28 protein-coding genes are annotated in these 26,226 nt (G+C 72.0%); 9 read left to right on the top strand and 19 right to left on the bottom strand.

Going from position 1 to position 26,226, the window contains the following annotated elements:
* Nucleotides 1-128 precede the first annotated feature (128 nt).
* From ACFXGX_RS03540 to ACFXGX_RS03530, 3 genes are all read right to left on the bottom strand, one after another.
* Nucleotides 129-530 (bottom strand): nuclear transport factor 2 family protein, encoded by a 402-nt coding sequence (locus ACFXGX_RS03540; protein WP_384784212.1) that lies wholly within the window; start codon nt 528-530, stop codon nt 129-131.
* Nucleotides 531-538: 8 nt separating this feature from the next.
* A complete protein-coding gene (locus ACFXGX_RS03535; protein WP_384784210.1) occupies nt 539-1,504 on the bottom strand; it encodes an acetylxylan esterase in 966 nt (321 codons plus the stop codon).
* Between the two features lie 146 nt (nt 1,505-1,650).
* A complete protein-coding gene (locus ACFXGX_RS03530; RefSeq protein ID WP_384784228.1) occupies nt 1,651-1,839 on the bottom strand; it encodes a hypothetical protein in 189 nt (62 codons plus the stop codon).
* 412 nt (nt 1,840-2,251) lie between these two features.
* On the opposite strand from ACFXGX_RS03530, the gene ACFXGX_RS03525 reads away from it, so the two are divergent.
* Entirely contained in the window at nt 2,252-3,166 is a 915-nt protein-coding gene (locus ACFXGX_RS03525) for a universal stress protein (RefSeq protein WP_384784208.1), read from the top strand.
* Nucleotides 3,167-3,215: 49 nt separating this feature from the next.
* Here ACFXGX_RS03525 and ACFXGX_RS03520 read toward each other — a convergent pair whose 3' ends face one another.
* Complete coding sequence (locus ACFXGX_RS03520) at nt 3,216-3,977, bottom strand: ferredoxin reductase (RefSeq protein ID WP_384784206.1); 762 nt, start codon at nt 3,975-3,977, stop codon at nt 3,216-3,218.
* Complete coding sequence (locus ACFXGX_RS03515; RefSeq protein ID WP_384784204.1) at nt 3,970-4,575, bottom strand: sulfite oxidase-like oxidoreductase; 606 nt, start codon at nt 4,573-4,575, stop codon at nt 3,970-3,972. The genes ACFXGX_RS03520 and ACFXGX_RS03515 overlap by 8 nt, the downstream gene beginning before the upstream one ends.
* Before the next feature lie 340 nt (nt 4,576-4,915).
* Between ACFXGX_RS03515 and ACFXGX_RS03510 the strand changes: the two genes are divergently transcribed.
* Nucleotides 4,916-5,686, top strand: coding sequence for a GNAT family N-acetyltransferase (locus ACFXGX_RS03510; RefSeq protein ID WP_384784203.1), 771 nt, complete (start codon nt 4,916-4,918; stop codon nt 5,684-5,686).
* 53 nt (nt 5,687-5,739) lie between these two features.
* Here the strand turns inward: ACFXGX_RS03510 and ACFXGX_RS03505 are convergent, their stop codons facing one another.
* On the bottom strand, nt 5,740-6,159 hold the full coding sequence (locus tag ACFXGX_RS03505; RefSeq protein ID WP_384784226.1) for a MarR family winged helix-turn-helix transcriptional regulator: 420 nt from the start codon (nt 6,157-6,159) through the stop codon (nt 5,740-5,742).
* Nucleotides 6,160-6,567: 408 nt separating this feature from the next.
* On the opposite strand from ACFXGX_RS03505, the gene ACFXGX_RS03500 reads away from it, so the two are divergent.
* From ACFXGX_RS03500 to ACFXGX_RS03480, 5 genes are all read left to right on the top strand, one after another.
* Complete coding sequence (locus ACFXGX_RS03500; protein WP_384784201.1) at nt 6,568-7,362, top strand: putative protein N(5)-glutamine methyltransferase; 795 nt, start codon at nt 6,568-6,570, stop codon at nt 7,360-7,362.
* A 201-nt stretch (nt 7,363-7,563) separates the two neighbouring features.
* A complete protein-coding gene (locus tag ACFXGX_RS03495) occupies nt 7,564-8,367 on the top strand; it encodes an alpha/beta fold hydrolase (protein WP_384784199.1) in 804 nt (267 codons plus the stop codon).
* 233 nt (nt 8,368-8,600) lie between these two features.
* Entirely contained in the window at nt 8,601-10,616 is a 2,016-nt protein-coding gene (locus tag ACFXGX_RS03490; RefSeq protein ID WP_384784197.1) for an FAD-dependent oxidoreductase, read from the top strand.
* Nucleotides 10,617-10,710: 94 nt separating this feature from the next.
* Nucleotides 10,711-11,160: a spore-associated protein gene (locus tag ACFXGX_RS03485; protein WP_384784195.1), complete on the top strand. Its 450-nt coding sequence runs from the start codon at nt 10,711-10,713 to the stop codon at nt 11,158-11,160.
* 169 nt (nt 11,161-11,329) lie between these two features.
* The gene (locus ACFXGX_RS03480) at nt 11,330-11,884 is read left to right on the top strand and encodes a PadR family transcriptional regulator (RefSeq protein ID WP_384784193.1); all 555 of its coding nucleotides are present in this window, start codon (nt 11,330-11,332) and stop codon (nt 11,882-11,884) included.
* A gap of 88 nt (nt 11,885-11,972) precedes the next feature.
* Here the strand turns inward: ACFXGX_RS03480 and ACFXGX_RS03475 are convergent, their stop codons facing one another.
* Entirely contained in the window at nt 11,973-12,539 is a 567-nt protein-coding gene (locus ACFXGX_RS03475) for a hypothetical protein (protein ID WP_384784191.1), read from the bottom strand.
* Nucleotides 12,540-12,725: 186 nt separating this feature from the next.
* A complete protein-coding gene (locus tag ACFXGX_RS03470; protein WP_384784189.1) occupies nt 12,726-13,709 on the bottom strand; it encodes a fibronectin type III domain-containing protein in 984 nt (327 codons plus the stop codon).
* Nucleotides 13,710-14,074: 365 nt separating this feature from the next.
* Here ACFXGX_RS03470 and ACFXGX_RS03465 point away from each other — a divergent pair, with 365 nt between their 5' ends.
* Complete coding sequence (locus ACFXGX_RS03465) at nt 14,075-14,785, top strand: glycoside hydrolase family 75 protein (protein WP_384784187.1); 711 nt, start codon at nt 14,075-14,077, stop codon at nt 14,783-14,785.
* A 14-nt stretch (nt 14,786-14,799) separates the two neighbouring features.
* Here the strand turns inward: ACFXGX_RS03465 and ACFXGX_RS03460 are convergent, their stop codons facing one another.
* A complete protein-coding gene (locus ACFXGX_RS03460; protein ID WP_384784185.1) occupies nt 14,800-15,564 on the bottom strand; it encodes an SDR family NAD(P)-dependent oxidoreductase in 765 nt (254 codons plus the stop codon).
* 193 nt (nt 15,565-15,757) lie between these two features.
* On the opposite strand from ACFXGX_RS03460, the gene ACFXGX_RS03455 reads away from it, so the two are divergent.
* Nucleotides 15,758-16,423, top strand: a complete 666-nt coding sequence (locus ACFXGX_RS03455) for a TetR/AcrR family transcriptional regulator (RefSeq protein WP_384784183.1) — start codon at nt 15,758-15,760, stop codon at nt 16,421-16,423.
* A 25-nt stretch (nt 16,424-16,448) separates the two neighbouring features.
* Here the strand turns inward: ACFXGX_RS03455 and ACFXGX_RS03450 are convergent, their stop codons facing one another.
* From ACFXGX_RS03450 to ACFXGX_RS03405, 10 genes are all read right to left on the bottom strand, one after another.
* The gene (locus ACFXGX_RS03450) at nt 16,449-16,865 is read right to left on the bottom strand and encodes a PTS fructose transporter subunit IIA (protein WP_384784182.1); all 417 of its coding nucleotides are present in this window, start codon (nt 16,863-16,865) and stop codon (nt 16,449-16,451) included.
* A complete protein-coding gene (gene dhaL / locus ACFXGX_RS03445; RefSeq protein WP_384784180.1) occupies nt 16,858-17,457 on the bottom strand; it encodes a dihydroxyacetone kinase subunit DhaL in 600 nt (199 codons plus the stop codon). The genes ACFXGX_RS03450 and dhaL overlap by 8 nt, the downstream gene beginning before the upstream one ends.
* Before the next feature lie 87 nt (nt 17,458-17,544).
* The gene (gene dhaK / locus ACFXGX_RS03440; RefSeq protein WP_384784178.1) at nt 17,545-18,537 is read right to left on the bottom strand and encodes a dihydroxyacetone kinase subunit DhaK; all 993 of its coding nucleotides are present in this window, start codon (nt 18,535-18,537) and stop codon (nt 17,545-17,547) included.
* A gap of 216 nt (nt 18,538-18,753) precedes the next feature.
* Nucleotides 18,754-19,935: an acyl-CoA dehydrogenase family protein gene (locus tag ACFXGX_RS03435; RefSeq protein ID WP_384784176.1), complete on the bottom strand. Its 1,182-nt coding sequence runs from the start codon at nt 19,933-19,935 to the stop codon at nt 18,754-18,756.
* A 256-nt stretch (nt 19,936-20,191) separates the two neighbouring features.
* Nucleotides 20,192-20,764, bottom strand: coding sequence for a TetR/AcrR family transcriptional regulator (locus tag ACFXGX_RS03430; RefSeq protein WP_382786326.1), 573 nt, complete (start codon nt 20,762-20,764; stop codon nt 20,192-20,194).
* A 373-nt stretch (nt 20,765-21,137) separates the two neighbouring features.
* Nucleotides 21,138-22,058, bottom strand: coding sequence for an ATP-binding cassette domain-containing protein (locus ACFXGX_RS03425; protein WP_384784174.1), 921 nt, complete (start codon nt 22,056-22,058; stop codon nt 21,138-21,140).
* An 8-nt stretch (nt 22,059-22,066) separates the two neighbouring features.
* On the bottom strand, nt 22,067-23,134 hold the full coding sequence (locus ACFXGX_RS03420; RefSeq protein ID WP_384784172.1) for an ABC transporter permease: 1,068 nt from the start codon (nt 23,132-23,134) through the stop codon (nt 22,067-22,069).
* On the bottom strand, nt 23,134-24,153 hold the full coding sequence (locus ACFXGX_RS03415) for a sugar ABC transporter substrate-binding protein (protein WP_384784170.1): 1,020 nt from the start codon (nt 24,151-24,153) through the stop codon (nt 23,134-23,136). Before ACFXGX_RS03415 ends, ACFXGX_RS03420 begins: the two co-directional genes overlap by 1 nt.
* A gap of 146 nt (nt 24,154-24,299) precedes the next feature.
* Nucleotides 24,300-25,211: an oxygenase MpaB family protein gene (locus ACFXGX_RS03410; protein ID WP_384784168.1), complete on the bottom strand. Its 912-nt coding sequence runs from the start codon at nt 25,209-25,211 to the stop codon at nt 24,300-24,302.
* 122 nt (nt 25,212-25,333) lie between these two features.
* Complete coding sequence (locus tag ACFXGX_RS03405) at nt 25,334-26,122, bottom strand: sensor histidine kinase (RefSeq protein ID WP_384784223.1); 789 nt, start codon at nt 26,120-26,122, stop codon at nt 25,334-25,336.
* Between the last annotated feature and the right edge of the window lie 104 nt (nt 26,123-26,226).

Here is a 26,226-nt window from a genome sequence, read left to right as displayed (position 1 = left end):
CTCTCGCCGCACCGGCCCCAGACCCGAGTACATCCAGTACGCAGGCCTGGGGCCGGCACGCCGAGAGCACGCACCAGACGCCGCCGGGCCCGCCCTCCGGGCGGACGACGCGACTTTGCGGACACGACCTAGGTCGCCCGCCACGGAAGAGCGGGTACGGAGCCTTGGGTGCTGTGCCAGTAGTCCCGGGTCTCCACCGCGAGTCCCGCGGCGTCGAAACGGACGAAGACACAGCCCGCTAGCGTCGTGGGGCGGCCTTCCTCCAGCGCGAGGACGCGGAACTCGGCGACCGCCCGTCCGTCCTGGCCGACCAACGGGTCCGAGAAGCGGACGTCGCTCGTGTGCTCGGACTCGAAGGACCAGCGGAGGTACGCGGCGAGCTCGTCCCGGCCGTGGTGGGGCTCCCGGAACGGCATGGACCGGTGGACGCAGTGGTCCGCGTACAGCTCCAGGATCGCCTCGATGTCGTGCGCCGCCCAGGCCCGCTCCCACACTCGCACGAAGCGTCGTGCCGCGGTGGCCGTGTCCATCGCCGGCCTCAGACGCGCGCGGGAAGCCAGCGCAACTGCGCGGCCTGCTGGTAAGGGCCGCCGCCCTCATGGTCGTTGAAGTCGTACACCTCGATCTCCTTCTCGTCGTTCGCCCAGGCGTTGAAGGCCGCGAAGACCGTCGACGGCGGGCAGGTCTGGTCCTCCAGGGCCGCCGAGAACAGGGCGGGTGCCCGGCCGCGCGCCGCGAAGTGCACCCCGTCGAAGTACGAGAGCGTGCGCCGCACCTGTTCCGTGCGGCCGCGGTGGGTCTTGAGGTAGTTGCCGATCTCCCGGTACGGGGCACGGTCCGTGAGGACCGTGGCGCGCGGGAAGTCGCACAGGAACGGCACGTCGGGGGCGATCGCCGCCAGGTCGGGCACGAGACCGCCGACCGCGAGGGTCATGCCACCGCCCTGGCTCCCGCCGAGCGCCGCGACGCGCGCCGCGTCCACCAGCGGATGCGAGCGGGCCGCCTCCACCGCGCGCACCGCGTCCGTGAACAGCCGCCGGTAGTAGTAGGTCTCCGGGTCCTCGATCCCCCGCGTCATGAACCCCGGGAAGGCGGGCCCGCTGCCCACCGGGTCCGGGGTCGCACCGCCGGCCCACCCGCTCCCCTGGCCGCGGGTGTCCATCACGAAGTGCGCGAAGCCCGCCGACGCCCACAGCAGATGCGTGTGCGGGAGTCCGCGTCCGCCGCCGTACCCGATGAACTCGACGACCGCGGGCAGCGGGGAGTTCGCCCGGGCCGGCACGGTCAGCCAGCCCTTGATCGGATGCCCGCCGAACCCGGCGAACGTGACGTCGTGGACCGTGACGGTCTTCAGCGGGATCCCGACGGGCTCGAAGCGGGGGGCGAGATCGTGCTCGCGGGCTTCCTGGAGGGTCTTGGCCCAGAAGGAGTCGAAGTCCTCGGGCTCGGCGGACGCGCTGCGGTAGCCGCGGAGTTCGTCGAGCGGGAGGTCGAACAGGGCCATCGGGGACCACCTTTCGGCACACGGGCGCGGATGATCACACCGTACGTCCGCCCCTGGAGGCCCGCTACGGCCGCGCCGGGAACGGCGGAGACTCCGGGGGCGCCCTCACCGGGAACCGGGGGAGACCACGGGCGTCGGCGCGTCCCTCACGCCGTGCGTCGGGTCCACTCTCCGGTTCCGTCCGTGTACGTCCACCACGCCGCCCCCGCTCCCACGAGCGGCGCGCCGACGAACAGCAGAACAACCACGGCCGGCGCCCACCACGCCACGACGACGTCGGAGCGGCGTCGCAGCGGATTGCGGCGCCATCGCCGGCCGCGCACCCGGGTTCGCATGTCTCCTCCTCGCTGCCTCGCGCCGAGCCGGACCCTGTCCGTGCTCGGGCGACCGGCGCCCAGCGGCCCCGACGTCGAACAGCCCACCGGTCACGTCCGGTTCACCGCACCCGGCGTACATCGCCCGACAGCGCCTCGACAGCACTCCCGTGCCGTCGGCGATCCGACGCCGGGCCCGCGCGGTCGGCCTCGGCGTACGACTGATCCCCGCCCTCCGTGGAACCCGCGCACCACCACGTCGGCGAACAGGAGCCCCGATGACGAGACACCGGCCGTCCCCGCCCGCGACACCCGGGCGCACACCCGACCGCCCCGCCCCCGGCCGGATGCACCCGCCGGCCCGGATCCACGGTGACGCCTCGCGCGAACGGCGTTCCGGCACCCTCCGCCCCCACCCCGAAAGGCATCGGTCATGAGCACCGGCACCACCATCACCGCAGGAATCGACGGCTCACGCGCCAGTCTGGACGCCGCCGACTGGGCGGCCCGCGAGGCCGAACGCCGTCTCCTCCCGCTGCGCCTGGTGCACGCGGGCACACCGCGGCCTGTCGTCGCCCGTGTTCCGGACGTCGACGTACCCGCCGGTTGCGCCAGGTCGGCACTCGACCGGGCGGCGATCCAACTCTCGTACGCGCACCCGGCGTTGAAGATCATCGCGCGCCACACCGAGGCACCCGCGGTCCCTGCGCTGCTCGCGGCGGCCGCCGAGTCGGAGGCGCTGGTCGTCGGCTCCCGCGGTCACACCGGCGGCCCAGCGCCGGCCGGCTTCCTGGCCGGCTCCGTGGCCCTGGCCGTCGCGGCCGCCGCGGAGCGCCCCGTCGTGCTCGTCCGGGCGGGTGAACTCCCCGAGGACGAGCGGGCGTTCACCTCCGGGGACGCGCTCCCTGGCACCGTGCCCTACCGTCCCGTGGTCCTCGGCCTCGATCTGCGGCAGCCCGCCGACCAACTGATCGGCCACGCCTTCGAGACCGCCGCCGTCCGCTCGGCACCGCTTGTCGTGGTGCACTCCTGGACCTCGCCCCCGGACGACGACCGCACCCCGGCCGAGCCGTCGGCCACCGTGACGTCGATCGGCGACGCGCGCGACCGGGAGACCGGCCGACGACACGCCCTGAGCCACGCGCTCCGGCCCTGGCGCGACAAGTTCCCGGACACCCCGGTCTCGGAAGAGGTCGTCCACGGTCGCCCCGAGGACCATCTGCTGCGGGCGTCCACCGGCTCCGGCCTGCTGATCATCGGCCGCCGGGCGGGCGAGCGCCTGGGCCGCGCGGCACGGACCGTCATCCGGCGGGTGACGTGCCCGGTCGTCGTGGTGCCGCACGGATGATCCCGCACCCGTCGCCATCTACCGGCACCCGCCGGCACTCACCCACGACTCAGCCGAACCGCTCGATCCGAATCCGGTCCACCGGCTGCCCTGCCTCGACCAGTAGACGTGAGGCGTGCTCCGCGAATCCGTTGGAACCGCAGACATAGGCCTCCCACCCACCGGGCGGCTGTTCGGCCAGGAGCGGCGCCACATGTGCGGCGGTCATACGTCCGACGGGCACACCGGCCGGGGCCGCGCGAGTGAACACGGGGGTGGTCTCATTGCCGTACTCCCGCGCGTAGATGAGCTCTTCGGGGCTGCGCGCGGACACCAGAAGGCGCAGCGGTACGTCGAGGGACCGCGCCCGGTGGTGCCGCAGCATCGACATCAGCGGTACGACACCGGAACCCGCTCCGACGAGCAGCGCGGGCCGGTCCCCGGGCCAGGCGAAGAAGCCGCTGTTCGGACCGCGGACCTCGACGGAGTCGCCGGGCCGGGCCACGGTGTGGAACCAGCCGGAGACCTCACCGCCGTCGACGTGGTCCAGGGTCAGTTCGATGTGGCCGGTGTCGTCGGGTGAGGACGCGATGGAGTAGTGGCGCTGCGCCACATATCCGTCCCCGGCGGTGAGCCGCAGCATCAGATGCTGGCCGGGCAGATGTCCCGCCCACGCGGGAACGGCGAACCGGAAGGTCGCGGCCTGCGGGGTCTCGGGCCGGATCTCGGTGAGCGTGGCGGTCTGCCAGGTGGTGGCCGTCTGCGTGTCCACCGCGATGCGTCCGGGCACGGCGAACCGTGTAGGGGGTACGAAGGTCGTGGTCTCAGTCACCGGAGTAACGCTGCTCTTCCCAGGGGTTGCCGCGGGCGTGGTAGCCGTTCTGTTCCCAGAAACCCGGCTCGTCGCGATCGAGGATCCGGATGCCCGCGATCCACTTGGCGCTCTTCCAGAAGTACAGATGGGGCACGATCAGTCGCGCCGGGCCGCCGTGCTCGGCCGGCAGCGGGCGCCCGTCGTACTCCCACACGATCCACGCGCGACCGCCGGTGAGGTCGGCCAGCGGCAGGTTCGCGGTGTACCCGGTGTGCGCGTACGCGACCGCGTGAGTGGCGGACGGGTCGGGTCGTACGGCCTCCAGGAACGTGTCCAGCGACACACCCCCGAACCGCACCCCGAACTTCGACCAGCTCGTCACGCAGTGGATGTCGCCCTCGTACGACGAGGCGGGCAGAGCGTGTGCCTGTTCCCAGTCCCAGGTCCGCGGTTCGGCCACCAGGCCGTCGATCCGCAGGGTCCAGTCGGCGGGCGCCAGGTCCGGGGTCACCTCGGCGGACAGGACGGGCCAGTCGTCGCCGGCGTCGTACTGGCCCGGCGGCAGTCCGGCGTTGTGGACGCGCGGACGGCCGGTGAAGCCTCGCGTGACGTTCATACGGGGGTGCCTCCAGGACCGCGGGGGACGACGGCCCGCGGATCGAGCGTGGTCACCGGCGACGGCGGCCGGCGGATCGAGGGTGACGGGTGGTACGGGCGCGGGTCGGTGTCCCGGCGCGCATCGCTGCTTGACCATTCAACGGTACGCGCACGTGGATCGTGCTCCGAGCCGGTTCCGGCGCCGTTCATTGCGTGCGTATGAACTCTCCCGCGGCCCGGGAATAGCCGCGCCCGGATCTTCCTTGCCCCTGGAGCGGACTCCGGTGGCCCGTACACGCACAGACGGTGAGCGGTGTCATGGTGACCGGTGACCAACGCGAAGGAGAGTGAGGGAGCAGATGACCGAGGCGTACGTCTCCACACGGTTCGAGGGCCCGGAGACGCAGGGGACCCCCTCCGGCCGTCACCCTCTCGACAACCCGGCGCTCGGCTCCCTCACCGGGCCCCACGCGCACTTCGCCGAACGGCGCGGACGGGTGCTGCGCTACCCCGTGGACGTGTCTCCGTGGCTGGCGCTTCCCGACGATCCCGGGACGGCCGACTGGGCGGACCTGGCGGCTCTGGTGGGACCCGGGGGCGAGGTTCCGCTGGCCGGTTTCGACGGGCGGACCCCGGACGGCTGGGAGGTGATCTTCAGCCTCGACGGAGTCCAGCTCGTGGACGACGGACTGGACGCGGCGCCCGACGCCGAGGCCGTGCGGCTCGGCCCCGCCGACGTGCCGGACATGCTGGACCTGGTGGAACGGACCCAGCCGGGTCCCTTCGAACAGCGCACGGTCGAGCTCGGCACGTATCTCGGGATCCGCCGGAACGGCGCCCTGGTCGCCATGGCCGGCGAGCGGCTCCACCCGCCGGGCTGGACCGAGATCAGTGCGGTCTGCACGGATCCCGGCCATCGCGGCGAGGGCCTGGCCACTCGGCTGATCCTGGCCGTCGCCCACGGCATCCGGGAGCGCGGTGAGACCCCGTTTCTGCACACCGCCGCGAGCAACACCGGCGCCATCCGGCTCTACGAGTCGCTGGGATTCCGGCTGCGCCGCAACGTCCGCTTCATGGCCGCGCGGGTGCCCGAGCACCTGGGTGACGACCGGACCGCGGGCGTGGGATGACACCGCCGAGCGGGTGACACAGCCGAGCGTGTGACACCGCCGAACGTGCCGGGTCAGTCCGTCGTCGGCCGGATCGAGGCGGTGTCGCGGGCGGTGGCCGTGGCGTTGTAGCGCAGCAGATACGCGGCGAAGCGGGCGAGGTCCTCGTCGGGCCAGCCCGCCAGCCGTTCGCGGAACGCCGACCGGCGGCTGTGGGTCACCTGGGAGAGGATCTCCGTGCCCGCGGCGGTCAGGTACAGCAACTGGACGCGGTGGTCGTCGGGGTCCATGCGCCGCTCGACCAGCCCGGCCCGCTCCAGCGCCGCCACCTGACGGCTGACCGTGGACTTGTCCAGCGCGTAGTGCGCGGCGAGGTCCGTGGCCCGGCAGCCGCCGACCTCCTCCAGATGTCCGAGGAGGGTGTACGAGACCAGCGACAGCTCGGGATGCATGCGTCCCGCCGAGGCACGGGCCCGCCGGGCGAAGACGGTCATCTCCCGCTGGATGATCTCCACAGCGGCGTCGGCCGGCACGTCGTCGGCCGGTGTCCCCGTGGTGACGGAGTGCTCGCCGGACCCTTCGGACGCCATGACGGGACCTCCCTGACCTGCCCTGGTTGCATAGTACAACTTGGGACAGGAGGTGCGAGAGTCGCGCATGTCGACCCGAGTGAATCCGGTGGCGAGCGGTCGGTGCGTGACGGACGCCTGCCCGCGCCGGTGCACTGATCGTTCCTGTAGGGTGGCCGTCCCGGCCGAGGACGACTCGGCCGTCGAGCCGTCGAGGAGGTGAGACCCATTACCGCTGTGTCAGGTCGGGTGCTCTCCTCTCCAGGCAGTCCGGTCGCCGTCTGACGGTGGCCGTGGGAGCGCCCTTCGGTTCGTCGAAAGGCCCTCGGCTTCATGCCCCCTCTCTCACCTGATGCTCATGACGCGGCAGACCCCATGGTCGCCGCGCTCCGCTCCGCCGGCTGTGTCTTCGCCGAGGACGAGGCGGAACTGATCCGCTCCGCCGCCCGCACGCCGGACGAGGCCGCCGCGATGGCGGACCGGCGCGTCGCGGGACTGCCGCTCGAACACGTCCTCGGCTGGGCCGAGTTCCACGGTCTGCGGATCAGCCTCGACCCCGGTGTCTTCGTACCGCGGCGCCGTACGGAATTCCTGGTCGAGCAGGCAGTCGCGCTCGCGCGCGGCGCGTCCCTCGTGGTGGACCTGTGCTGCGGTTCGGGCGCCGTCGGCGCCGCGCTGGCCGCCTCTCTCGGCGGTCCCGAACTGCACGCCGCCGACATCGACCCGGCGGCGGTGCGCTGCGCCCGCCGCAACGTCGCGCCGTTCGCGGGCCAGGTCCACGAGGGGGACCTCTTCGCGGCGCTGCCCGCCACGCTGCGCGGCCGGGTCGACGTCCTGGCCGCCAATGTGCCGTACGTCCCGACCGACGAGGTCGGCCTGCTGCCGTCGGAGGCCCGCGACCACGAACCCCTGGTCGCCCTCGACGGCGGCGCGGACGGACTCGACCTCGCGCGCCGGGTCGCCGCCGAGGCGCCGCGATGGCTGGCCCGCGGCGGCTGCCTCCTCGTCGAGACGAGCGAGCGGCAGGCGCCCACGGCCGTCGAGGCCTTCGCCCGCGCCGGACTGATCGCACGGCTGGCCGTCTCGGACGAGTGGAACGCCAACGTGGTGATCGGCGTGAAACCCTGACCTGCCTGACCTGCCTGACCTGCCTGACCTGCCTGACCTGCCTGACCTGCCTGACCTGCCTGACCTGCCTGACCCGGCGGGCCGGGCGGGCCGGGCGGGCCGGGCGCGGGCGACATGCCGCGTTCGGCCCCTGATCAGCCGTTCCTTCCGCTCCGCGCGCCACACTCTGGCTGACCACAGGTGCCAGCGGAAGGCCCGGACATGACCAGCACCCCCGAGAAGTTCGACGCGTGGGACATCAAGGAGTCGGGGCCCGCCGACGCGGACGCCCGGGTCCTGCTGCTGCCCGGCGGGATGTGCGGCACCGTGTTCTACGACGACCTGATGGCCGCACCGTCGCTCGCCTCCGCGCCGGTCCGGCTGGTGGCCGCGACCCTCCCGGGCCACGCGGGCACCACGCCGCCGCGCGATCTCTCCATGGAGAACTACGCGGCGATGGCGGGCGCCCTGGCCGCGGAGCGGGGCTGTGGCGTGGTGGTCGGCCACAGCCTGGGCGCCAACGTCGCCCTGGAGATGGCGGCCGGCGGGCACTTCGCCGGACCCGTCGTCCTGCTCTCCCCGACGTTCTCGGCGTCCGACGAGGACAAGGCGCTCGCGATCGCCAACGGCCTCGGGCGGGTGCCCGGCCTCGGGGCGCTGACCTGGTTCGGCCTCGTCAAGGCGACACCGCGGGTCGTGGGACAGATGGTGCCCCCGGACCGCCGCGAGGCGCTGGGTGCCGACCTGGCCAAGAACGACCCGGCGTTCTGCCGGCTCATGATCCGCCGCTACTTCGACCACCTGGACCGGTACGGGACCCTGGTCGCCCGGCTCCGTGACTCGGGTGTGCCAGCCTGGGTCGTACGCGGCGACCGTGACGAGATCGGCCTGAAGGACGAGGAGCGGGCCGGGCTGGAGGCCAGCCCCAATGTGACGATGGTCCCGGTTGCCGACGCGGGCCATGTGGTGATGGTCGACCAGCCCGAGGCGGTCGCCGCCCTCGTGGCCCGAGTGGCCCTCGGCTGAACCGCGAGGCGGCCCGCGGCTGACGGGGCCTCCGGCTTCGAGGCGAGTGTTCCACCGGCCGGCGCCCGCGGGTCGCTTGCCCCGCGGGTCCTGTGCCCCCGCGGGGTCCCTTGCCGGCGTCGCCCTCCGCCCGCGGCCGTCGGACGAGTGATCCTCCTCATTGTGCAACTAGTTGCATAAGGCGCGGCCCGTCGTCTACAACAGACGTACGACACCGCCCACGGAGGGGCCCGATGAGCCGTTACCCGCATCTGCTGAACCCGCTCGACCTGGGCTTCACCACGCTGCCCAACCGCGTGCTCATGGGCTCCATGCACGTGGGCCTGGAGGAGGCCGAACGCGGCTTCGAGCGCATGGCGGAGTTCTACGCCACCCGCGCGCGAGGCGGCGTGGGCCTGATCGTCACCGGCGGCATCGCTCCCAACGACGCCGGCCGGCCCTACGAGGGCGGCGCCAAGCTGACCACCGAGGCCGAGGCCGCGCAGCACGCCGAGATCACCGCCGCGGTGCACCGCGAGGGCGGGAAGATCGCGATGCAGATCCTGCACTTCGGCCGGTACGCCTACCACCAGGACCTGGTCGCCCCCAGCGCGCTGCAGGCCCCGATCAGCCCCTTCGTACCGCACGAGCTCAGCGACGCCGACATCGAGCAGACCATCGACGACTACGCCCGCGCCGCCCGGCTCGCCCGGCAGGCCGGCTACGACGGCGTCGAGATCATGGGCTCCGAGGGCTACCTCATCAACGAGTTCATCGCCCTCCAGGCCAACCGGCGCGACGACCGCTGGGGCGGCTCGTACGAGAACCGGATGCGCTTCCCCGTCGAGATCGTCCGCCGCGTCCGCGAGGCCGTCGGTGACGACTTCATCATCATCTACCGTCTGTCGATGCTCGACCTGGTGCCCGGCGGCTCCTCGCTCGACGAGGTCATCACGCTCGCGCGCGCCGTCGAGGCCGCCGGAGCGACGATCATCAACACCGGCATCGGCTGGCACGAGGCCCGCATCCCCACCATCGCGACCTCGGTGCCGCGTGGCGCGTACGCCTGGGTGACCAAGAAGGTCATGGGCTCCGTCTCGATCCCGCTGGTGACCACCAACCGCATCAACACCCCTGAGATCGCCGAGCAGTTGCTCGCCGACGGCCACGCCGACATGGTCTCCCTCGCCCGGCCGATGCTCGCCGACCCCGACTTCGTCGCCAAGGCCGAGGCCGGACGCCCGGAGGCCATCAACACCTGCATCGGGTGCAACCAGGCCTGCCTGGACCACACCTTCAGCGGCAAGATCACCTCCTGCCTGGTCAACCCGCGCGCCTGCCACGAGACGGAGCTCGTCCTCGCGCCGACCCGGCTGCGCAAGACCGTCGCCGTCGTCGGCGCGGGTCCCGCCGGACTCGCGTGCGCCGTCAGCGCGGCCGAACGCGGCCACGACGTCACACTGTTCGACGCCGCGGACGACATCGGCGGTCAACTGAACGTCGCCCGCCGGGTTCCCGGCAAGCAGGAGTTCGACGAGACGATCCGCTACTTCCGCACCCAGCTCGAACTCCACGGCGTGGACGTCCGGTTGAACACACCCGCCACCGTGGAGAACCTGGAGACGTACGACGAGGTCGTCGTCGCCACGGGCGTCAGCCCGCGCACCCCGGAGATCCCGGGCGTCGACCACCCGAGCGTCGTCGGCTACCTCGACGTCCTGCGCGACGGAGCCACCGTCGGCGACCGTGTCGCCATCCTCGGCGCCGGCGGCATCGGCTTCGACGTCGCCGAGTTCCTCACCGACAGCGGCGACAAGGCGAGCGAGGACCCGGCGACGTACTTCCGGAGCTGGGGCGTCGACATGGACTACCGGACCCCCGGCGGTCTCGGCGCCCCCGAACGGCCCGCCCCGCCGCGCACGGTGCACCTCCTTCAGCGCAAGGCGTCCAAGGTCGGCGCCGGACTCGGCAAGACCACCGGCTGGATCCACCGCACCGAGCTCAAGCACCGGGGCGTCACCATGGTTCCGGGCGTCCAGTACGACCGGATCGACGACGCCGGCCTGCACGTCACCGTCGACGGCCACAGCCAGGTCCTGGAGGTCGACACGATCGTGCTGTGCACCGGACAGGAGCCGCGCCGCGACCTGTACGAGGCGCTGCGCGCCACGGGCCGCGGCGTCCACCTCATCGGCGGCGCCGACCTGGCCGCCGAACTGGACGCCAAGCGCGCCATCAAGCAGGGCACGGAACTGGCGGCGGCGCTCTAAAGACAACTTCTGCGGCGAGGCACAACCGTTTCGGGGTGTCGTGGGTCACATCAGGCAGGAGCAAACGCCTCCAAAGATCCGCAAGGGGGAAATAATGGGATTCAACCGTTCCGCCCTGATGGCCGGCACCTTCGCGGCGGTGCTGGTGGGAGCCACCGCCGCTCTGGCGGCGCCCGCCTCGGCCGCGGCCAACACCACGCCGCAGAAGGTCTGTGGCAGCGCCTACAAGACCGTGAACTCGGCGCCCATCGGCTCCCTGGGCACCGTCTACCTCACGTACAACTCCTCGAACGGCAAGAACTGCGTCACGACCATCCGCAACAGCCCGGGCACCGCCGTGGACATGGCCGCGTGGGTCTACGTCTCCGACACGGGCCTGGGCGACGACGACTACGGCCGGTACACGTCGTACGCGGGACCGACGTACGTGTACGGCAAGGGCCACTGCGTGGACTGGGGCGGCCAGATCAAGAACGTGTACACCCAGGTGTCCGGCTCCAACTGCGGCGCCTTCAAGGAGCAGCGGGTGACCTTCACCCGCTGACCCGCCACCCCGGACGGCCACCGCGCACCACCCGGCGGGCGCCCGGGGACGCGTGACGCGGCTCGCCCCGGCGGACTCACCGAGTTCCGCCGGGGCGAGTGTCTGTCGCTGTCCGGGGGAGCGCGGCCGGTCATCGGGCGGTGCCCGCGGCGCTCCCTAGGATGACCTCATGTCACTCCCGCACGCGATCCTCACCGCCCTGCTCGAGAAGCCCTCGTCCGGCCTCGAACTGACCCGGCGGTTCGACAAGTCGATCGGCTACTTCTGGTCGGCGACGCACCAGCAGATCTATCGCGAGCTGGGAAAACTGGAGGCCGAGGGATACATCAAGGCCCTGCCTCCCGAGCAGCACAGCCGGGGCCAGAAGAAGAGCTACGAGGTGCTGCCCGCCGGCCGCGCCGAACTGGCGCGGTGGACCGCCGCCTCGCAGGATCCGAAGCCGCTGCGCGACACGATGCTGCTCCGCCTGCGGGCCGCGGCCGTCGTCGGCACTGAGGGCGTCGAGGGCGTGGAGGCCGATCTGCGCCGGCATCTCGCCCTGCACCGGATCCAGTTGGCCGAGTACGAGGAGATCCAGGACCGGGACTTCCCGCCGGGGAAGAGCACGCCCGAGGACCGGCTGCGCCACCTCGTCCTGCGCGCCGGCATCGACCTGGAGACCTTCTGGACCCAGTGGCTGACCCACGCCCTGGCCGAGTTCGAGAGCATGCGCGCGAGCGACTGAGCGCCGCCCGGCACGGCCGGACCCGGCACGAGGCGGCCGTCCGTGACCGGAGTCGGCGGAACGGCCGCCCGTCGCGACGGACCCCGGATCAGAGCCGGTGCGGCTTGGAACGGCGGCGCAGGAACCAGCCCGCCGCCACCGTGCCGGCCACGACCAGGACCCCGCCGCCGACGACCGTGGCCGTGCCGTAGTCCTTCACGGCTCCCCCCAGCCCGCCCATGACGCCACGCGACGCCGACGCCGACGGCGACGGCGAGACCGTCGTCGAGATCGTGGGGGTCGCGGGTGGCGCGCTGGCGGCGACGACGATCGCCTGGGTGCCCGCCGTCGTTCCGTCCTGGCAGACGACGATGACCGTGAACGTCCCGGGGCTCACGCCCGTCCAGGCCGCCGACTGGTTGCCGCTCGTCCCGGTGAGCGGCATCTGGCGGCCTTGGGCGAAGTTGCTCTGCCCGCTGGAGAGCAGCGAGGCGTTGCCGAAGCTGCTCCCGTTGCTCGGGCAGGCGCTGGTGGTGACCGAGACCGAGGTGCCACTGGTGCTCACGGAGATCCCGGAACCCCAGGCGACGGCCGCCGGGGCGGCCAGGGTGAGCGGAAGCGCAGCGGTGGCGGCCACGGTCAGGCCGGAGCGGAGAAGTCTCTGAGTGGTACGCATAGGAACTGCCCTCCAGCGGCACGGTTGGCGGTACATCCCATGCGCCGCCGAGGATTGGAAAGGCCCGTGCTGCCTCAGTGCGAGCCAATGCGCCCTGGCCGGGGCCCGCATGCGGACGGGGACCGGGCAGGTGACGGATTCCATCGTCCGGCGGACTGCGCGGCGCCGGTGCGGGGGCGGCGGTGGTCAGCGTCCCGTCGTCACGGAGCGCTCAGGGGACAGCGCGCCCCATGTGCCGTCGGGCAGCTTCGCCCGGAGCCGTACCCGGTGTGTCACGTCCGCGTCCCGGCCGATGTAGAAGCTGTGGGTGCAGGTGCCGCTGGGCGGGCTGCCGCCCCAGACGAGCGAGGTCACGGCACGTCCGTCGAGCTGGATCCGGTACTCCGTGATCACCCCGTCGACCTCGGGCGCGGTCCACGCCAGGTCGATGTAGTACGCCCCGTCGCGCCGGTGGGTCGTCGCCCGGAAGCCGGCCGGCGCCGTGCTCCGGTCGTCCGCCGGCCCCGGCGCGGTGGTGATCCCGACGGAGCCGCTCGGCCCCGAGACGTTGTCCGCGGCGTCGCGGGCCCGCACGGTGAACACGTAGTCCGTGTCCGGCCGCAGCCCGGTGACGACGGCGGCCGTCTGCGCGCCCCCGACACTGTGGATCTTCGACGTGCCCTGGTAGATGTCGTACGAGGCCACGCCCCGCGCGTCGGACGACGCCGTCCAGGAGAGCTGGACCGCCCGGCCGCCGACGGCCCTCCCCTTCGGGCTGCCGGGGCGGGTGGGCGCGGTGCGGTCGGCCGCGCCCGCCGCGGGGGTGGTGGCCCGCACGGGCCGGCTGAGCGGCCCCGGGACCCCGTCCGCGTTCCGGGCCCGGACCCTGAAGACGTACGAGGTGGACGGTTCGAGCCGCGTGATGTCCACCATGTGCTCAGAACCCGGTACTTCCTTGACCTTGATGGTGCCGCGATACACCTCGTAGCGGGTGATCCTCGGGTCCTCGGTGGTCAGGTTCCACATGACGTGGACGCTGGTCGAACTGCCCGCGGCGGCGGTCACGCCCGTCGCCGCGGCGGGCACCCGTTCGCCCTGGCCGGACGCGGGGGCGCCCCAGCCGCAGGAGGTGAGCGCGAGCAGGGCTCCGCACACCAGGGCGCGCGGGACGGTGGGGGGAACGCGTCGCACGGGTCTGCCCTCCCTCGACGGGATTGGTCTGTACCTATAAGACACGGGTGACGCGGCCACATCAAGAGGGCGGACGCCGTCGGCCGGACCGTCGCGGAGGTACGTATGCTGATCCTCGACGCGGTGTGAACTCGCCCCACTGTCAGGGGAGTTCCTGCCCACGGCGCGGAACGCTGTCGTCGCTGATCCCGCGCCGGAGCGTGCGGCCGAGCGGCCGGAGCCGGGTTCGGCTCGGGCCCTCGGCCGTGCGGAGCCCGCGGACTCGGCCGTGCACCGTCCGGCCCCCTCCCGGTGGACGCGCTGTCGAAGGCCCACCAGATTTGGCCGAATGAGCGTCCATGTCCCCCAGGAGAGGGTCTCCCATCGTGCGTGTCCAGTCGCTGACGCTGGCCGCGGCCGCCGCAGCCGCCCTGCTCGCCTCGGCCCCGGTGGTGCTGTCCACGACCTCCGGCACGGGCCGCCCCGGAAGCCCCGCCGCACCCGCGCGGGAGGGCTCCGTCGAGGCCGCCGACCTGCTGGCGAAACTCGGCGGCTGCAATCCCGTCTCGCACGGGCGATACCGCAGCGACGACGGCACCCGTGCCGACATCCCGGTCTGCGGCATCCCGGGCGCGGTCTTCTGGACGGCCGACATGGACATCGACTGCGACGGCAGGGCGGGCCCCCTGTGCAACAGCCGCACCGACCCGCTCTTCTCCGAGTCCACGGCCTTCACGCAGTCCGACGGCCGATATCTGAGTGCCGAGACCCTGCCCTACATCGTCGTACCGGCGCGGAGCGACATCTGGAACTTCCGGGACCACGGCATCGGGCCCGGCTCGGTCGCCGCCGTCATCTACCGGGACCGCGTCCAGTACGCCGTCGTCGGTGACACCGGCCCGCAGAACATCATCGGCGAGGCCTCGTACGCGACGGCCGCCGGGCTCGGAATCCGCCCCGATCCCCGCGGCGGCGGCACGCCCTCCGGGGTCACCTACCTCGTGTTCAAGAACGCCCGGGTGTCACCCATCGAGGACCACGCCGCGGCGGTGGCGACGGGGGAGAGGCTGGCCCGGGCACTCCTGGGCGACGGCTGAGGGCCGCTTCGCCGTCAGACGGCCGCCCAGCCGTTGTCGACCGGCAGGATCACGCCGTTGATGTTGCTCGCCGCGTCCGAGGCGAGGAACACGATCGCCGCGGCCTGCTCCTCGGCCTCGGCGAGCCGGCCGACATTGCCCATGTAGGCGCCGAGGACGGCCGGACCCTGCGCGCCCGGCTCGATGTCCACGGTGATGCCGGTGCTGGTGCCGCCCGGGGCGATGGCGTTCGCGCGGATGCCCTTGTCCCGGTACATCACGGCGAGCGACTTCGTGAGCCCCACGACGCCGTGCTTCGAGGCGGTGTACGCGGCTCCGGCGGCACTGCCGCGCAGGCCCGCCTCCGAGGCGGTGTTCACCACGACCCCCTTGCCGGCGGCGAGCATGTGCGGCAGCACGGCCCGGGTGAGCAGGAACGGGGCCGTGAGGTTGACCCGGATGACCCGCTCCCACTCCACGTCGCCGACCTCGGCCAGCGCCGACATACGGTCCATGATCCCGGCGTTGTTCACCAGTACGTCCACCCCGCCGAACCGCTCCACCGCGGTCGCGGTCACCCGGTCGACGACCGCCTGCTCGCTGAGGTCGCCCGTCACCGCCACAGCGCTCCCGCCGGCCGCCTCTATCTCGGCGACGACCGTAGCGGCGCCCTCGGCGTTGAGATCGGCCACGACCACCCGCGCGCCCTGAGCCGCGAAGGCGAGGGCGGTGGCACGACCGATGCCCGAGCCGGCGCCGGTGACGACGACGCTGCGGCCGTCCGGTCCAGTGGTGCTCATGGCGTTCTCCAGAGGTTGCTCACGAGTGCGGGTGACATCCCGCGCCGCCACACTACGACTTATTGTCGCTGAATGACAGAAAGTCTGGGGAGGGAGCATCCTGGAAGGACGCGGAGATCGCTAGACTCACCGCAGCCTCAGTCCCGGGCGGCGACGGCATCCGCGGACGGAACCGAGAACCGAGGAGTCACCAGTGCCGGACGGCGCGATCGGCGAACACCCCGCCCGAGGTCACGGCCGTACCGGGCGGCCGCCGCTCACCGACGAACGCAAGGCCGAGATCCGGCTGGAGATCGCCCGTGCCGCGGTGGAACTGTTCGTGGACCAGGGCGTCGCCGCCACCACCGGCGACCAGATCGCCCAGGCCGTCGGCCTGTCCACGCGGACGCTGTGGCGCTACTTCCCCGGCAAGGAAAGCTGCGTGAGCCCGCTGTTCGCGGCCGGGATCGACGCGATCGCCGCGGCGCTGCGGACCTGGCCCGCGGGCGCTCCCCTGGAGGACGCCCTGGAACGGGCGTCCACGAGCGGCGAGGGCTCGATGCTCAGGCCCGAGCCGCCCAGGGTCCGTACGCTGCTGAGGCTCACCAGAACCGAACCGGGACTGCGTGCCGTCTGGCTCCAGGCCCACGACGAGGCCGAGCCCGTCTTCGCCCGCGCACTCGCGGACCGCGCCGGTCTCGGTGCCGTCGACCTGCGCTCGCAGATCCAGGCCGCCATGCTCAACGCGGCGCTGCGCACGGCCGTCGAGCACTACGCGTGGCGCACCGACGAGCCGGATCCCGACCCCGCGAAGGCCCGCTCGGAACTGGCGGCGACCATCCGCTCGGCCCTGATCTTCGCGGCGAACGGAATCACCTGATACGGGCTTTGGCGCTTCCCGGGCCTCACACCTTCCGGTAGGTGTACGCCTCCGCCGCCGCGGCCTCCACCGCCGTGAGGTCGGCGCCCGCCGAGGCCGTGACGACCGCGGCCACCGCTCCCTCGACGAAGGGAGCGTCCACCAGCCGTGTGCCGTCCGGCAGTTCGTCGCCCTCGGCGAGCAACGCCTTGACGGTGAGCACGGCACTGCCCAGGTCGGTGAGCACGGCGACCCCGGCGCCGCGGTCCACGGAGGCCGCGGCGGCGGCGATGACGTCCGCACTGGTGCCGAGCCCCCCGTCCAGGGTGCCGCCCGCCGGCGCGACCGGAGCGACCGCGCCGCCACCGGCCAGGCCGATGGCCAGTTCGGCCACGGACGCGGCGACGGCGGCGCTGTGCGAGACCAGCACTATTCCTACGCGTCGTTCCTCGGTGTCACTCACCGGCCGCCTCCACGAGTGCGGCGATCAGCAGGGCCGAGGAGGTGGCGCCGGGGTCCTGGTGCCCGATGCTGCGCTCGCCCAGATAGCTCGCCCGGCCCTTGCGGGCCTGCAGGGGCGTCGTCGCCACGGCACCCTCCTCGGCGGCGGACCCGGCCGCGCCGAACGACTCGGTGAGCGCGTCGACCGCGGGAACCAGGGCGTCGATCATGGTCTTGTCGCCGGGAGCGGCTCCGCCCAGCGCCATCACCGCGTCGACGCCCGTGCGCAGCGCGTCCGCGAACTGTTCGTCGGTGACCTCGGCGGCGTCCCCCAGCGCTTTGCCGGTCCGGCGCAGCAACGTGCCGTACAGCGGCCCGGACGCGCCGCCGACCGTCGAGATCAACTGCCTCCCGGCGAGCGTGAGAACGGCACCGGGGGTGTCCGGGGCCTCCTTCTCCAGGGTGGCGGTCACGGCGGCGAATCCGCGCTTCAGATTGCTGCCGTGGTCGGCGTCACCGATGGGCGAGTCCAGGTCGGTGAGCCGCTCCGCCTCGCGGTCCACCGAGGCTGCGGTCGCCGTCATCCAACGGCGGAAGAAATCGGCGTCGAGCACGGAATCTCCTTGCGTGGTACGGAACTTGACCTGGCCGCCGTTCAAGGGCCCGTGGGCCGCGTGCCGTTCGGGGCACGTCGACGGCGTTCACGCGCCCCAGCGCAGGCCCGGCGTCTTCACCGGCGCGTCCCACAGGCGCAGCAGATCCTCGTCCACCTCGCACAGGGTCACCGAGGCGCCCGCCATGTCGAGGGAGGTGACGTAGTTGCCGACGAGGGTGCGCGCCACCGGGATGCCCCGCTCGGCCAGCACCCGCTGGACCTCCGCGTTGAAGCCGTACAGCTCCAGTAGGGGGGTGGCGCCCATGCCGTTGACGAGGAGCAGCACCGGATTGCGCGGCGCGAGGTCGTCCAGGATGGCGTGCACGGAGAAGTCGGCGATCTCGCGCGCCGTCATCATGGCGCGCCGCTCCCGGCCCGGTTCGCCGTGGATGCCGACACCGAGTTCGAGCTCCCCGGCCGGCAGATCGAAGGTCGGGCTGCCCTTGGCCGGAGTCGTGCAGGCGCTGAGCGCGACGCCGAAGCTGCGGGAGTTGTCGTTGACCCGCCGGGCCAGTGCCTCGACCACGTCCAGCGGCGCGCCCTCCTCGGCGGCGGCCCCCGCGATCTTCTCGACGAACAGCGTCGCGCCCGTTCCGCGCCGGCCCGCCGTGTACAGACTGTCGGTGACGGCCACGTCGTCGTTGACGAGGACTTTGGCGATCTGGATGCCCTCGTCCTCGGCCAGCTCCGCCGCCATGTCGAAGTTGAGGACGTCGCCGGTGTAGTTCTTCACGATGAACAGCACGCCCGCGCCGCTGTCCACGGCGGCGGCGGCCCGTACCATCTGGTCGGGCACCGGGGACGTGAAGACCTCACCGGGACATGCTGCCGACAGCATCCCGGGGCCCACGAATCCGCCGTGCAGCGGCTCGTGCCCGGACCCGCCGCCGGAGACGAGGCCGACCCTTCCCGCGACCGGGGCGTCCCTCCGTACGATCACGCGGTTGTCGACGTCCACCGTCAGCTCCGGATGGGCCGCCGCCATGCCCCGCAGCGCGTCCGCCACCACCGTCTCCGCCACGTTGATGAGCATCTTCATGGGAACCTCCTGGTGAGAAGAACCGCTGGGCCGGCCGACGGGCGGGTCGGCGGTGCGTGGAGCTCACACTGGGAAGTATCGGTGTTCGGGCGGCGATAATCACGTGCCCGGACGTTCTTCCGGTGAGTGCGGGGACCGCACTGACCGGTTCCGCCCGCCGGTTCCGCCCGCCGGTTCCGCCCGCCGGTTCCGCCCGGCGGGTCCGTACCGCTCCGGCTACTTCCCGGCGTGGCTCACCCGGAGGCTGCCGCGGTCGCTCTCCTTCAGGCCGCGGCCGATGATCAGGCGCTGGATCTGGTTGGTGCCCTCGAAGATCTGCATGACCTTGGCCTCGCGCATGTAGCGCTCCACCGGGAAGTCGCGGGTGTAGCCCGCGCCGCCCAGCACCTGGACCGCGTCGGTCGTGACCTTCATGGCGTTGTCGGTGGAGATCAGCTTGGCGATCGACGCCTCGGACTGGAACGGAAGCCCCTCGTCCTTGAGCCGGGCGGCGGCGAGCGTGGTGGCCCGCGAGACCTGCACCGCCGCGGCCATGTCGGCGAGGACGAAGGCCAGTCCCTGGTGCTCGATGATGGGCCGGCCGAACGTCTCCCGCTCCCGCGAGTAGCGCAGCGCGTGGTCGAGCGCACCCTGGGCGAGGCCCGTGGCCACGGCCGCGATGCCGAGCCGTCCGCAGTTCAGTCCGGCGAACGCGATCCTGAGTCCCGCGCCCTCCTCGCCGATCCGGCGGTTCGCGGGGACGCGCACGTTCTCCAGGCGCACGGTGGCGGTGGCGGACCCCGTCAGGCCCATCTTCTGCTCCGGCGGATCGGCCACCACACCGGGGGTGTCGGCCGGGACGAGGAAGCAGGAGATGGCGTGCGAGCCCTCGTCGGACGTACGGGCCATGACCGTGTAGAAGTCCGCGTGCCCACCGTGCGTGGTCCAGGCCTTGGCACCGTTCAGTACGTAGTCGTCGCCGTCGCGGACCGCCCGGGTGCGCATCGCGGAGGGGTCGGAACCTGCGTGGGCCTCGGACAGACAGTAGGCGCCGAGCAGCTCGCCGCCGAGCATGTCCGGGAGCCACTCCTTCTTCTGGTCCTCGGTGCCGAACTCGGCGAGGGCGAAGCAGGACAGCGCGTGCACCGAGACGCCCACCGCCACGCTCGCCCACACGGCGGCGATCTCCTCCACGGCCTGGAGGTAGACCTCGTAGGGCTGCTCGCCGCCGCCGAACGCCTCGGGGTAGGGCAGGCTGAGCAGCCCGGCCCGTCCGAGCGTGCGGAAGACCTCGCGGGGGAAGCGTCCCTCGGCCTCCGCCTCGGCGACGCGCGGGGCGAGCTCCTTCTCGGCGAGCTCGCGGGTCAGAGCGATCAGGTCGACGGCTTCCGACGTGGGGAGGGTGCGGGTCGCGGGCATGGCATGTCCTCGGTGGTGGCGGTTCGCCGGACGATATTGATACGCCAGGCGATACAACAGTATCGTTTTTGGTACCACCAGGCCATGCGGACCGTCGACGGATTCGCCTCGGGGTGTGGGTGGCTCTCGCGACGCGGCTCGACGCGGCTCGACGGGGGCGTCGGGGTCGCCGGTGTCAGGGGTGGCCGGTGTCAGGAGTGGGCCGGTGTCCGGGGTGGGCGGCGCTCTGGGTGGGCGGCGCTCGGGAGGGACCGCGTCAGGGGGAGACGGCGTGCACGATGAGCGAGGCGAGCTCGGCGTAGGCCTCGGCGTCGTTCAGCCCGGTGCGTGCGGCCACCTCGCCGCGCTGGATCTCCTGCATGGTCGCGGCCACGACCTCGCCCACGAACGCGGCGTGGACGTCACGGAACGCCCCGGCGGCCACGCCGTCGGCGATCAACTGCCGGATCCTCCCCGCCGCGAGGCGCGTGTTGGCCTCGTACACCTCGCGGGCAGGTTCGAACTGGGCCATGTCGTCGAGGAACTGCCGGGAGAGCGGCCGAAGCTGCTCGGCGACCGCGTCCAGGTAGACCACCACGCGCTCGGAGGGCGCGGAGGTGTCGGCCACCCTCTTCTCGACGGCCTGGGCGGCCTCCCGGAAGTAGTGCTTCACCGCTTCCCGGACCAACTCCTGCTTGCTTCCAGCCAGTTGGTACAGCGTCGTCTTCGAGCAGTGCAGCCGCTCGGTCAGCTCGTCGAGTGTGAACGCCGCGAAGCCCTCCGCCACCAGCAACGCGACCAGCCGCTGGAGCAGGTCGGTCTGGCGCGCGGTACGACGTGTGGACGGCATGATCTCAGCGTAACCGTTCCTCCATTACCGTGACCGTCGCCCCTCCGGGGGTGCGATCCGGGCCGTGAGGGGTGCTGTCCTGCGGCGACGCCATCCGGGAAGTTCGGCGCCGGCCGCCGGGCCGTCCATCCGCTCCGATCGAGGAGATGCCTGGCGGCGCGGTGCAAGCGGTGCGAGCGGTGGGAGCGGCTGGGCGGAGGGTTCGTCCTCCGGCAGGCCGTCGCGTGCCCGGCGGACCGTCGCGTCCCGGGCGGCCGGTCTCGTTCCCTGGCGGCCGGTCTCGCTCTCCGGCGGCCGGGGTGCGACCGGCCGCCGGCCCGTCCTCTGTGCCGGGGTCCATCGGGTAGATCGGGCGCCCGGCCGACGGGGAGCGTCAGGGGGAATCCTCGGGGGAGTCCGGTGCGGGCGCCCCGAGGCGGTCCGCCTCCGGGAGCCGCTGTACGTCGACCCCGCGCACCTGCGCCAACTCGTGCTTGAGAGCTGCCAGTTCGGCGCCACCCGCCATGTGGTCGGTGAGCTCCTCCAGGTCGACCTCGCCGCGGTCGGCGCTGAGTTCGAGCGTGCCGAGCCGCAACACGCTGAAGTGGTCGCCGACCATGTACGCGTGGTGCGGGTTGTGGGTGATGAAGATGACGCCGAGGCCGCGGTCGCGGGCCGCGGCTATGTACTTGAGGACGACACCGGACTGTTTGACGCCGAGAGCGGCGGTCGGTTCGTCCAGGATGAGGACGCGGGCGCCGAAGTACACGGCGCGGGCGATGGCCACGGACTGGCGCTGCCCACCGGAGAGCGTTCCGATCGGCCGGTCGAGGTCGTCGACGACGATGCCCATGTTGCGCAGTTCCTCGTCGGCGGTCCGCTTCATCCGGGTGATGTCGAGCCGTCGTACGGGCCAGGGGCCCTTGGTCATCTCGGAGCCGAGGAAGAAGTTTCGCCACACCGGCATCAACGGCACTGTCGCGAGGTCCTGGTAGACGGTGGCGATGCCGCGGGCGAGGGCCTCGCGGGGGGTGCTGAACCGCACCGCCGTACCGTCCACGAGGAACTCGCCCTCGCTGTGCCGGTGGAGCCCCGAGATGATTTTGATGAGGGTGGATTTCCCGGCGCCGTTGTCGCCGAGGACGCAGGTCACCCGGCCGGGATGGACGGCGAGGGAGACGTCGTGCAGGGCGCGGATGTTGCCGTACGACTTTCCCGCGCCGCGCAGCTCGACGATCGCGGCGTCGCCGTCCCCGTCGCCCGGAGAGGTGCCCGTGCGGACGGCGTCCGCGGGTCCGGATCCTTTGTCTGCCATGGGTCGGTTCACCTCCGGGTCGCCGTGCGGCGGACCCACAGATTGACGAGCGTGGCGCCGAGCAGCATCACGCCGAGGAAGGCCTTGAACCAGTCGGGGTTCCAGCCTGCGTAGACGATGCCCTGGTTCACCATGCCGAACATGAAGGCGCCGAAGACGGGGCCGATCGCGGAGCCGTAGCCGCCGGTGAGCAGACAGCCGCCGATCACCGCCGCGGCGATGTAGATGAGTTCCTGGCCGACACCCTCGCCCGACTGCACCGTGTTGAACGAGAACAACTGGTGCATGCCGACGAACCAGGCGCCGAAGCCGACCGCCATGAACAGCGTGATCTTGGTGAAGGTCACCGGTACGCCGACCGCGCGGGCGCTGTCCTGGTCGCCGCCGACCGCGAAGACCCAGTTGCCGTACTTGGTGCGCAGCAGCACCCAGGTGGCGAGCGCCGCGAAGACGATCCACCACACGACAGTGATCTTGACCTGGACGCCGCCGACGTCGAACGACGAGGCGAAGACGCTTCTCGCTTGGCCGAACCCGTCCATGTCGCTGATGTCGTCGGTGGCGACGTTGTCGGTGACCAGCTTGGTGACGGCGAGGTTGACGCCTTGCAGGATCAGAAAGGTCCCGAGTGTCACCAGAAAGCTCGGCAGCCCGGTGCGGACCATCATCCAGCCGTTGAACGCGCCGATCGCGAGCGAGAGGACGAGTGCCACCACGACACCCGCCCACACGTTCATGGTGAGCTGGTAGCTGAGCATGCTCGCCGTCAGCGCCGAGGTGATCACCGCGACACCGGCGGACAGGTCGAACTCGCCGCCGATCATCAGCAGGGCCACGGGCAGGGCCATGAGGCCGATCGTCGACGACTGGTAGAGCACGGTCGCCATCGAACCGCCGGAGCGCACCGACGGCGCCGCGATCAGGAAGAAGACGAACACGGCGGCGGCGCCGAGGAACACCCCGACCTCGGGGCGGGCGAGCAGCCGCAGCGCCAGGGGGCGTCGCGCCGTCCGCCCGGCGTTCGTCCGGGGGCCGGGAGCCGGCGGCGCGGTCGCCGTCGGCCCGGCCGCGCTCATCACCGAGTGCCCTTCGTGGCGAACTTGGCGACGGTGTCGACGTTGCTCTTGTCCACGAACGCCGGACCGGTGAGCACCGGCTGCTCGCCGCCGCCGCTGTAATTGCCGTTGTTCTTGTAGAGCCACAGCGAGTCGATCGCCAAGTAGCCCTGAAGGTAGGGCTGCTGGTCGACGGCGAACTGGATGGTGCCCTTGCCGATGGCGCCGGTGAGTTCCTTGTTCAGGTCGAAGGTGGCGATCTTCGCCTTGCTGCCGGCGTCACTGACCGACTGCACCGAGGTCAGGGCGTACGGGGCACCCAGCGCGACGACGTAGTCGATCGCGGGGTCCTGCTTGAGCTTGGCGGTGATCGTCGACTTCACGGACGGCATGTCGGTGCCGTTGACGTACAGGTTCACCGTGCTGCCGCTGAACGTCTTCTTGACTCCGTCGCACCGCTGGGTGAGGCCGATGTTGCCCTGTTCCTGGATGACACAGACGGCCTTCTTGGCCCCTTCGGCGTTCAGCTTCTTGCCGAGCGCTTCACCCGCGACGGTCTCGTCCTGGCCGAAGAACTCCATCAGGCCGAGCTTCTTCCAGTCGCTGAGGCCGGAGTTGAGACCCACGACGGGTATGCCGGCCGAAGTCGCCTTGCCCACCGCGTCCTTCATGGCGTCGGGCTTGGCCAGGGTGATGGCGATGCCGTCGACCTTCTGGTCGATCGCGTTCTGCACCAGGTTGGCCTGGTCGCCCGCGTTCGGGTTGTTCGAGTAGACGAGCCGGATGTTGTCCTTGGCGGCCGCGGCCTCGGCGCCCTTGCGGACGATGTCCCAGAACGTGTCGCCGGCTGCCTGGTGGGTGACCAGGGCGACGGTCATCCGCGGTGTGTCCGCCTTGCCCGCGGCGCCACCGTCCCCGCTCTCCTCGGCCTTCTTGCCGCCCGAGCTGCTGGAACACCCCGAGGCGAGCAATAAGGCCGCGGCGGTCAGGGCGACGAGCGGGACGATTCTCCGTGAACGGGGGTGGAATGTGCGATCCATCTCTGCAGCACCTCACTGTGCGGCCGGGGCCTTTGTGTCTCCTCCCGTACATCCCCAGCAACAGACGCATCACGCATGTGAATGGAATCAGACCATGGGCAACACCCGTGAACGGGACCCGACTTGAGCCCCTCACGGACGACGGCTCACCTCGGGGCCAAGTGCACGGCAGGGGAAGGGAGTCCGGCAGCCGAGCGGCGCGCGGCGTAGGCGAGGGGGAGGTAACGGAGCCGCTCCGGGAGCAGCGGGACGGTCCTGCGTACGACCGCCCCGAAGCGGCGCAGCCGGCGCTCGTCCCTGGCGCTCCACTTCAGGCCGAGCCGCTCCCGTGCCGCGGGCGGCAGCAGGCCGGTCGTGACGAACACGTTCAACCGCGCCAGCGGTGGGCGGAGCAGGGGCCAGAGGCGGCGGAGCAGGGCGGGCGATCCGTCCGGGAGCGCGACGGGGCGGCGCGGGTCGAGGAGTTCCCGTACGACGGTCGTCGCCTCCAACTCGTCGCGGACCATCGAATCGAAGTAGCGCCAGTACGCCTCCGGTGTGGGCGGCATGTCACGGCGGTGGATGCCGAGAATGTCACCGAGTCGGAGGAGCTCGTCGTAGAGGCGGCGCTGCTCGTCCTCGTCCAAGGGGCGGGAGAGACAGTCTGCCGCCCGTATGAAGACCGGGTAGGCGGTGGCGTGGACCCAGGTGTAGTAGGCCGGGGTCAGGGCGTGATAGGCGCGGCCGTGACGGTCCGTGCCCGAGATCGTCCGGTGCAGGCGCCGCAGCCGGCGTCCCTCCTCCAGGGCCTGCTCGCCGCCGTAGACCCACAGTTGGAGCGACTGCAGCGAGCGCCGCGCACGGCCCCAGGGGTCGGTGCGGAAGACGGAGTGGTCGTCGACGCCGGCACCGACGGCCGGGTGCGCGACCTGGAGCACCAGAGCGGCGGGCAGGGCGAACAGCATCCGTACGTCACCCGCGAGGTCCCACAGGACGGATCCCGGTGCGAACGGGACCGGCTCGGGCGGCGGCGTTCGAGCCGCGTCACCGGGTCCGGATGCCTTCGACAGGCCTTGCATGGTGCCCCCGTCCCTCGTTCCGTCCGGGGTGTTGACGTCCCCCGATGAAACAAGTGAATAGTTTTGTATCTTCGCCTCTCTCGACGATACGTCCCGCTCTTTCGACGGAGGTAGGCCCGCGATCAGTGCGTATCCGATGCTGAGGGGCTCGGCGAGGGACGGCTGGTGGGCAGGCGGGTACGGAAAGTGGTGCCGTCCGGGGTGTCGAGGACGGTGATCGTGCCGCTGTGAAGGGCGGCGATGTCCAGAGCGATGGGCAGACCGAGACCGGTGCCGCCGTCGTCACGGCTGCGGGCGTCGTCGAGGCGGGCGAACCGTTCGAAGATCTTCTCCTGGTCGGCGGGGGCGATCGGGGGGCCGTCGTTGGTGACGTCCAGGACGGCGTCGCCGGTCTCCGGGTCGGCGGACAGCCGCACCGTGACAATGTGCCGGGCGTGGCGCTGGGCGTTGTCGAGAAGGTTGGTCAGGAGTCGGCCGATCCACAGGGCGTTGCCGGGAACGGTGATGTCGTCCGGGGCGTGGAGCATGACGGGGTGGGAGTCGGTGGAGCGAACCGCCACGGTGCTGCGGGCGAGTTCGACGAGGTCGACGGGTTCGGTGGGCCGGCTCCGCCCGGTGGCGTCGAGGCGGGCGAGCAGCAGCAGGTCGGCGGAGAGTGCCTGGAGCCGCTCGGTGTCCTGGAGGGCGCCCGCCACCAGGGTGTCACGCACTTCGGGATCGGGGTGGGTGAGGGCGACCTCCAACTGGGTGCGCAGTACCGCGAGGGGGCTGCGCAGTTCGTGCGAGGCGTCGGCGATGAACCGGCGCTGCCGCGTACCCGCGGCCTCCAGCCGTTCGAGCATGGCGTTCATGGTGTCGGCGAGGCGGCCGATCTCGTCGTCGCTGCGCGGGGCGGGGACCCGGCGGTCCAGGTCGCGGGGGCCCGGGGGGGGGGCCCCGGGCGCGGTGGGCCCCCGCGCGCGCCCCGCCCCCCCGGGGGGGGGCGCCGGGCGGGGCCCCCCCGGGGGTGTGTCGA

Origin of the sequence: Streptomyces sp. NPDC059371 (assembly GCF_042751995.1) — a bacterium.
Lineage (GTDB): Bacteria > Actinomycetota > Actinomycetes > Streptomycetales > Streptomycetaceae > Streptomyces.
Note: the sequence above shows the minus strand (reverse complement) of the source record. Positions and strands in the feature narration are given on the sequence as shown.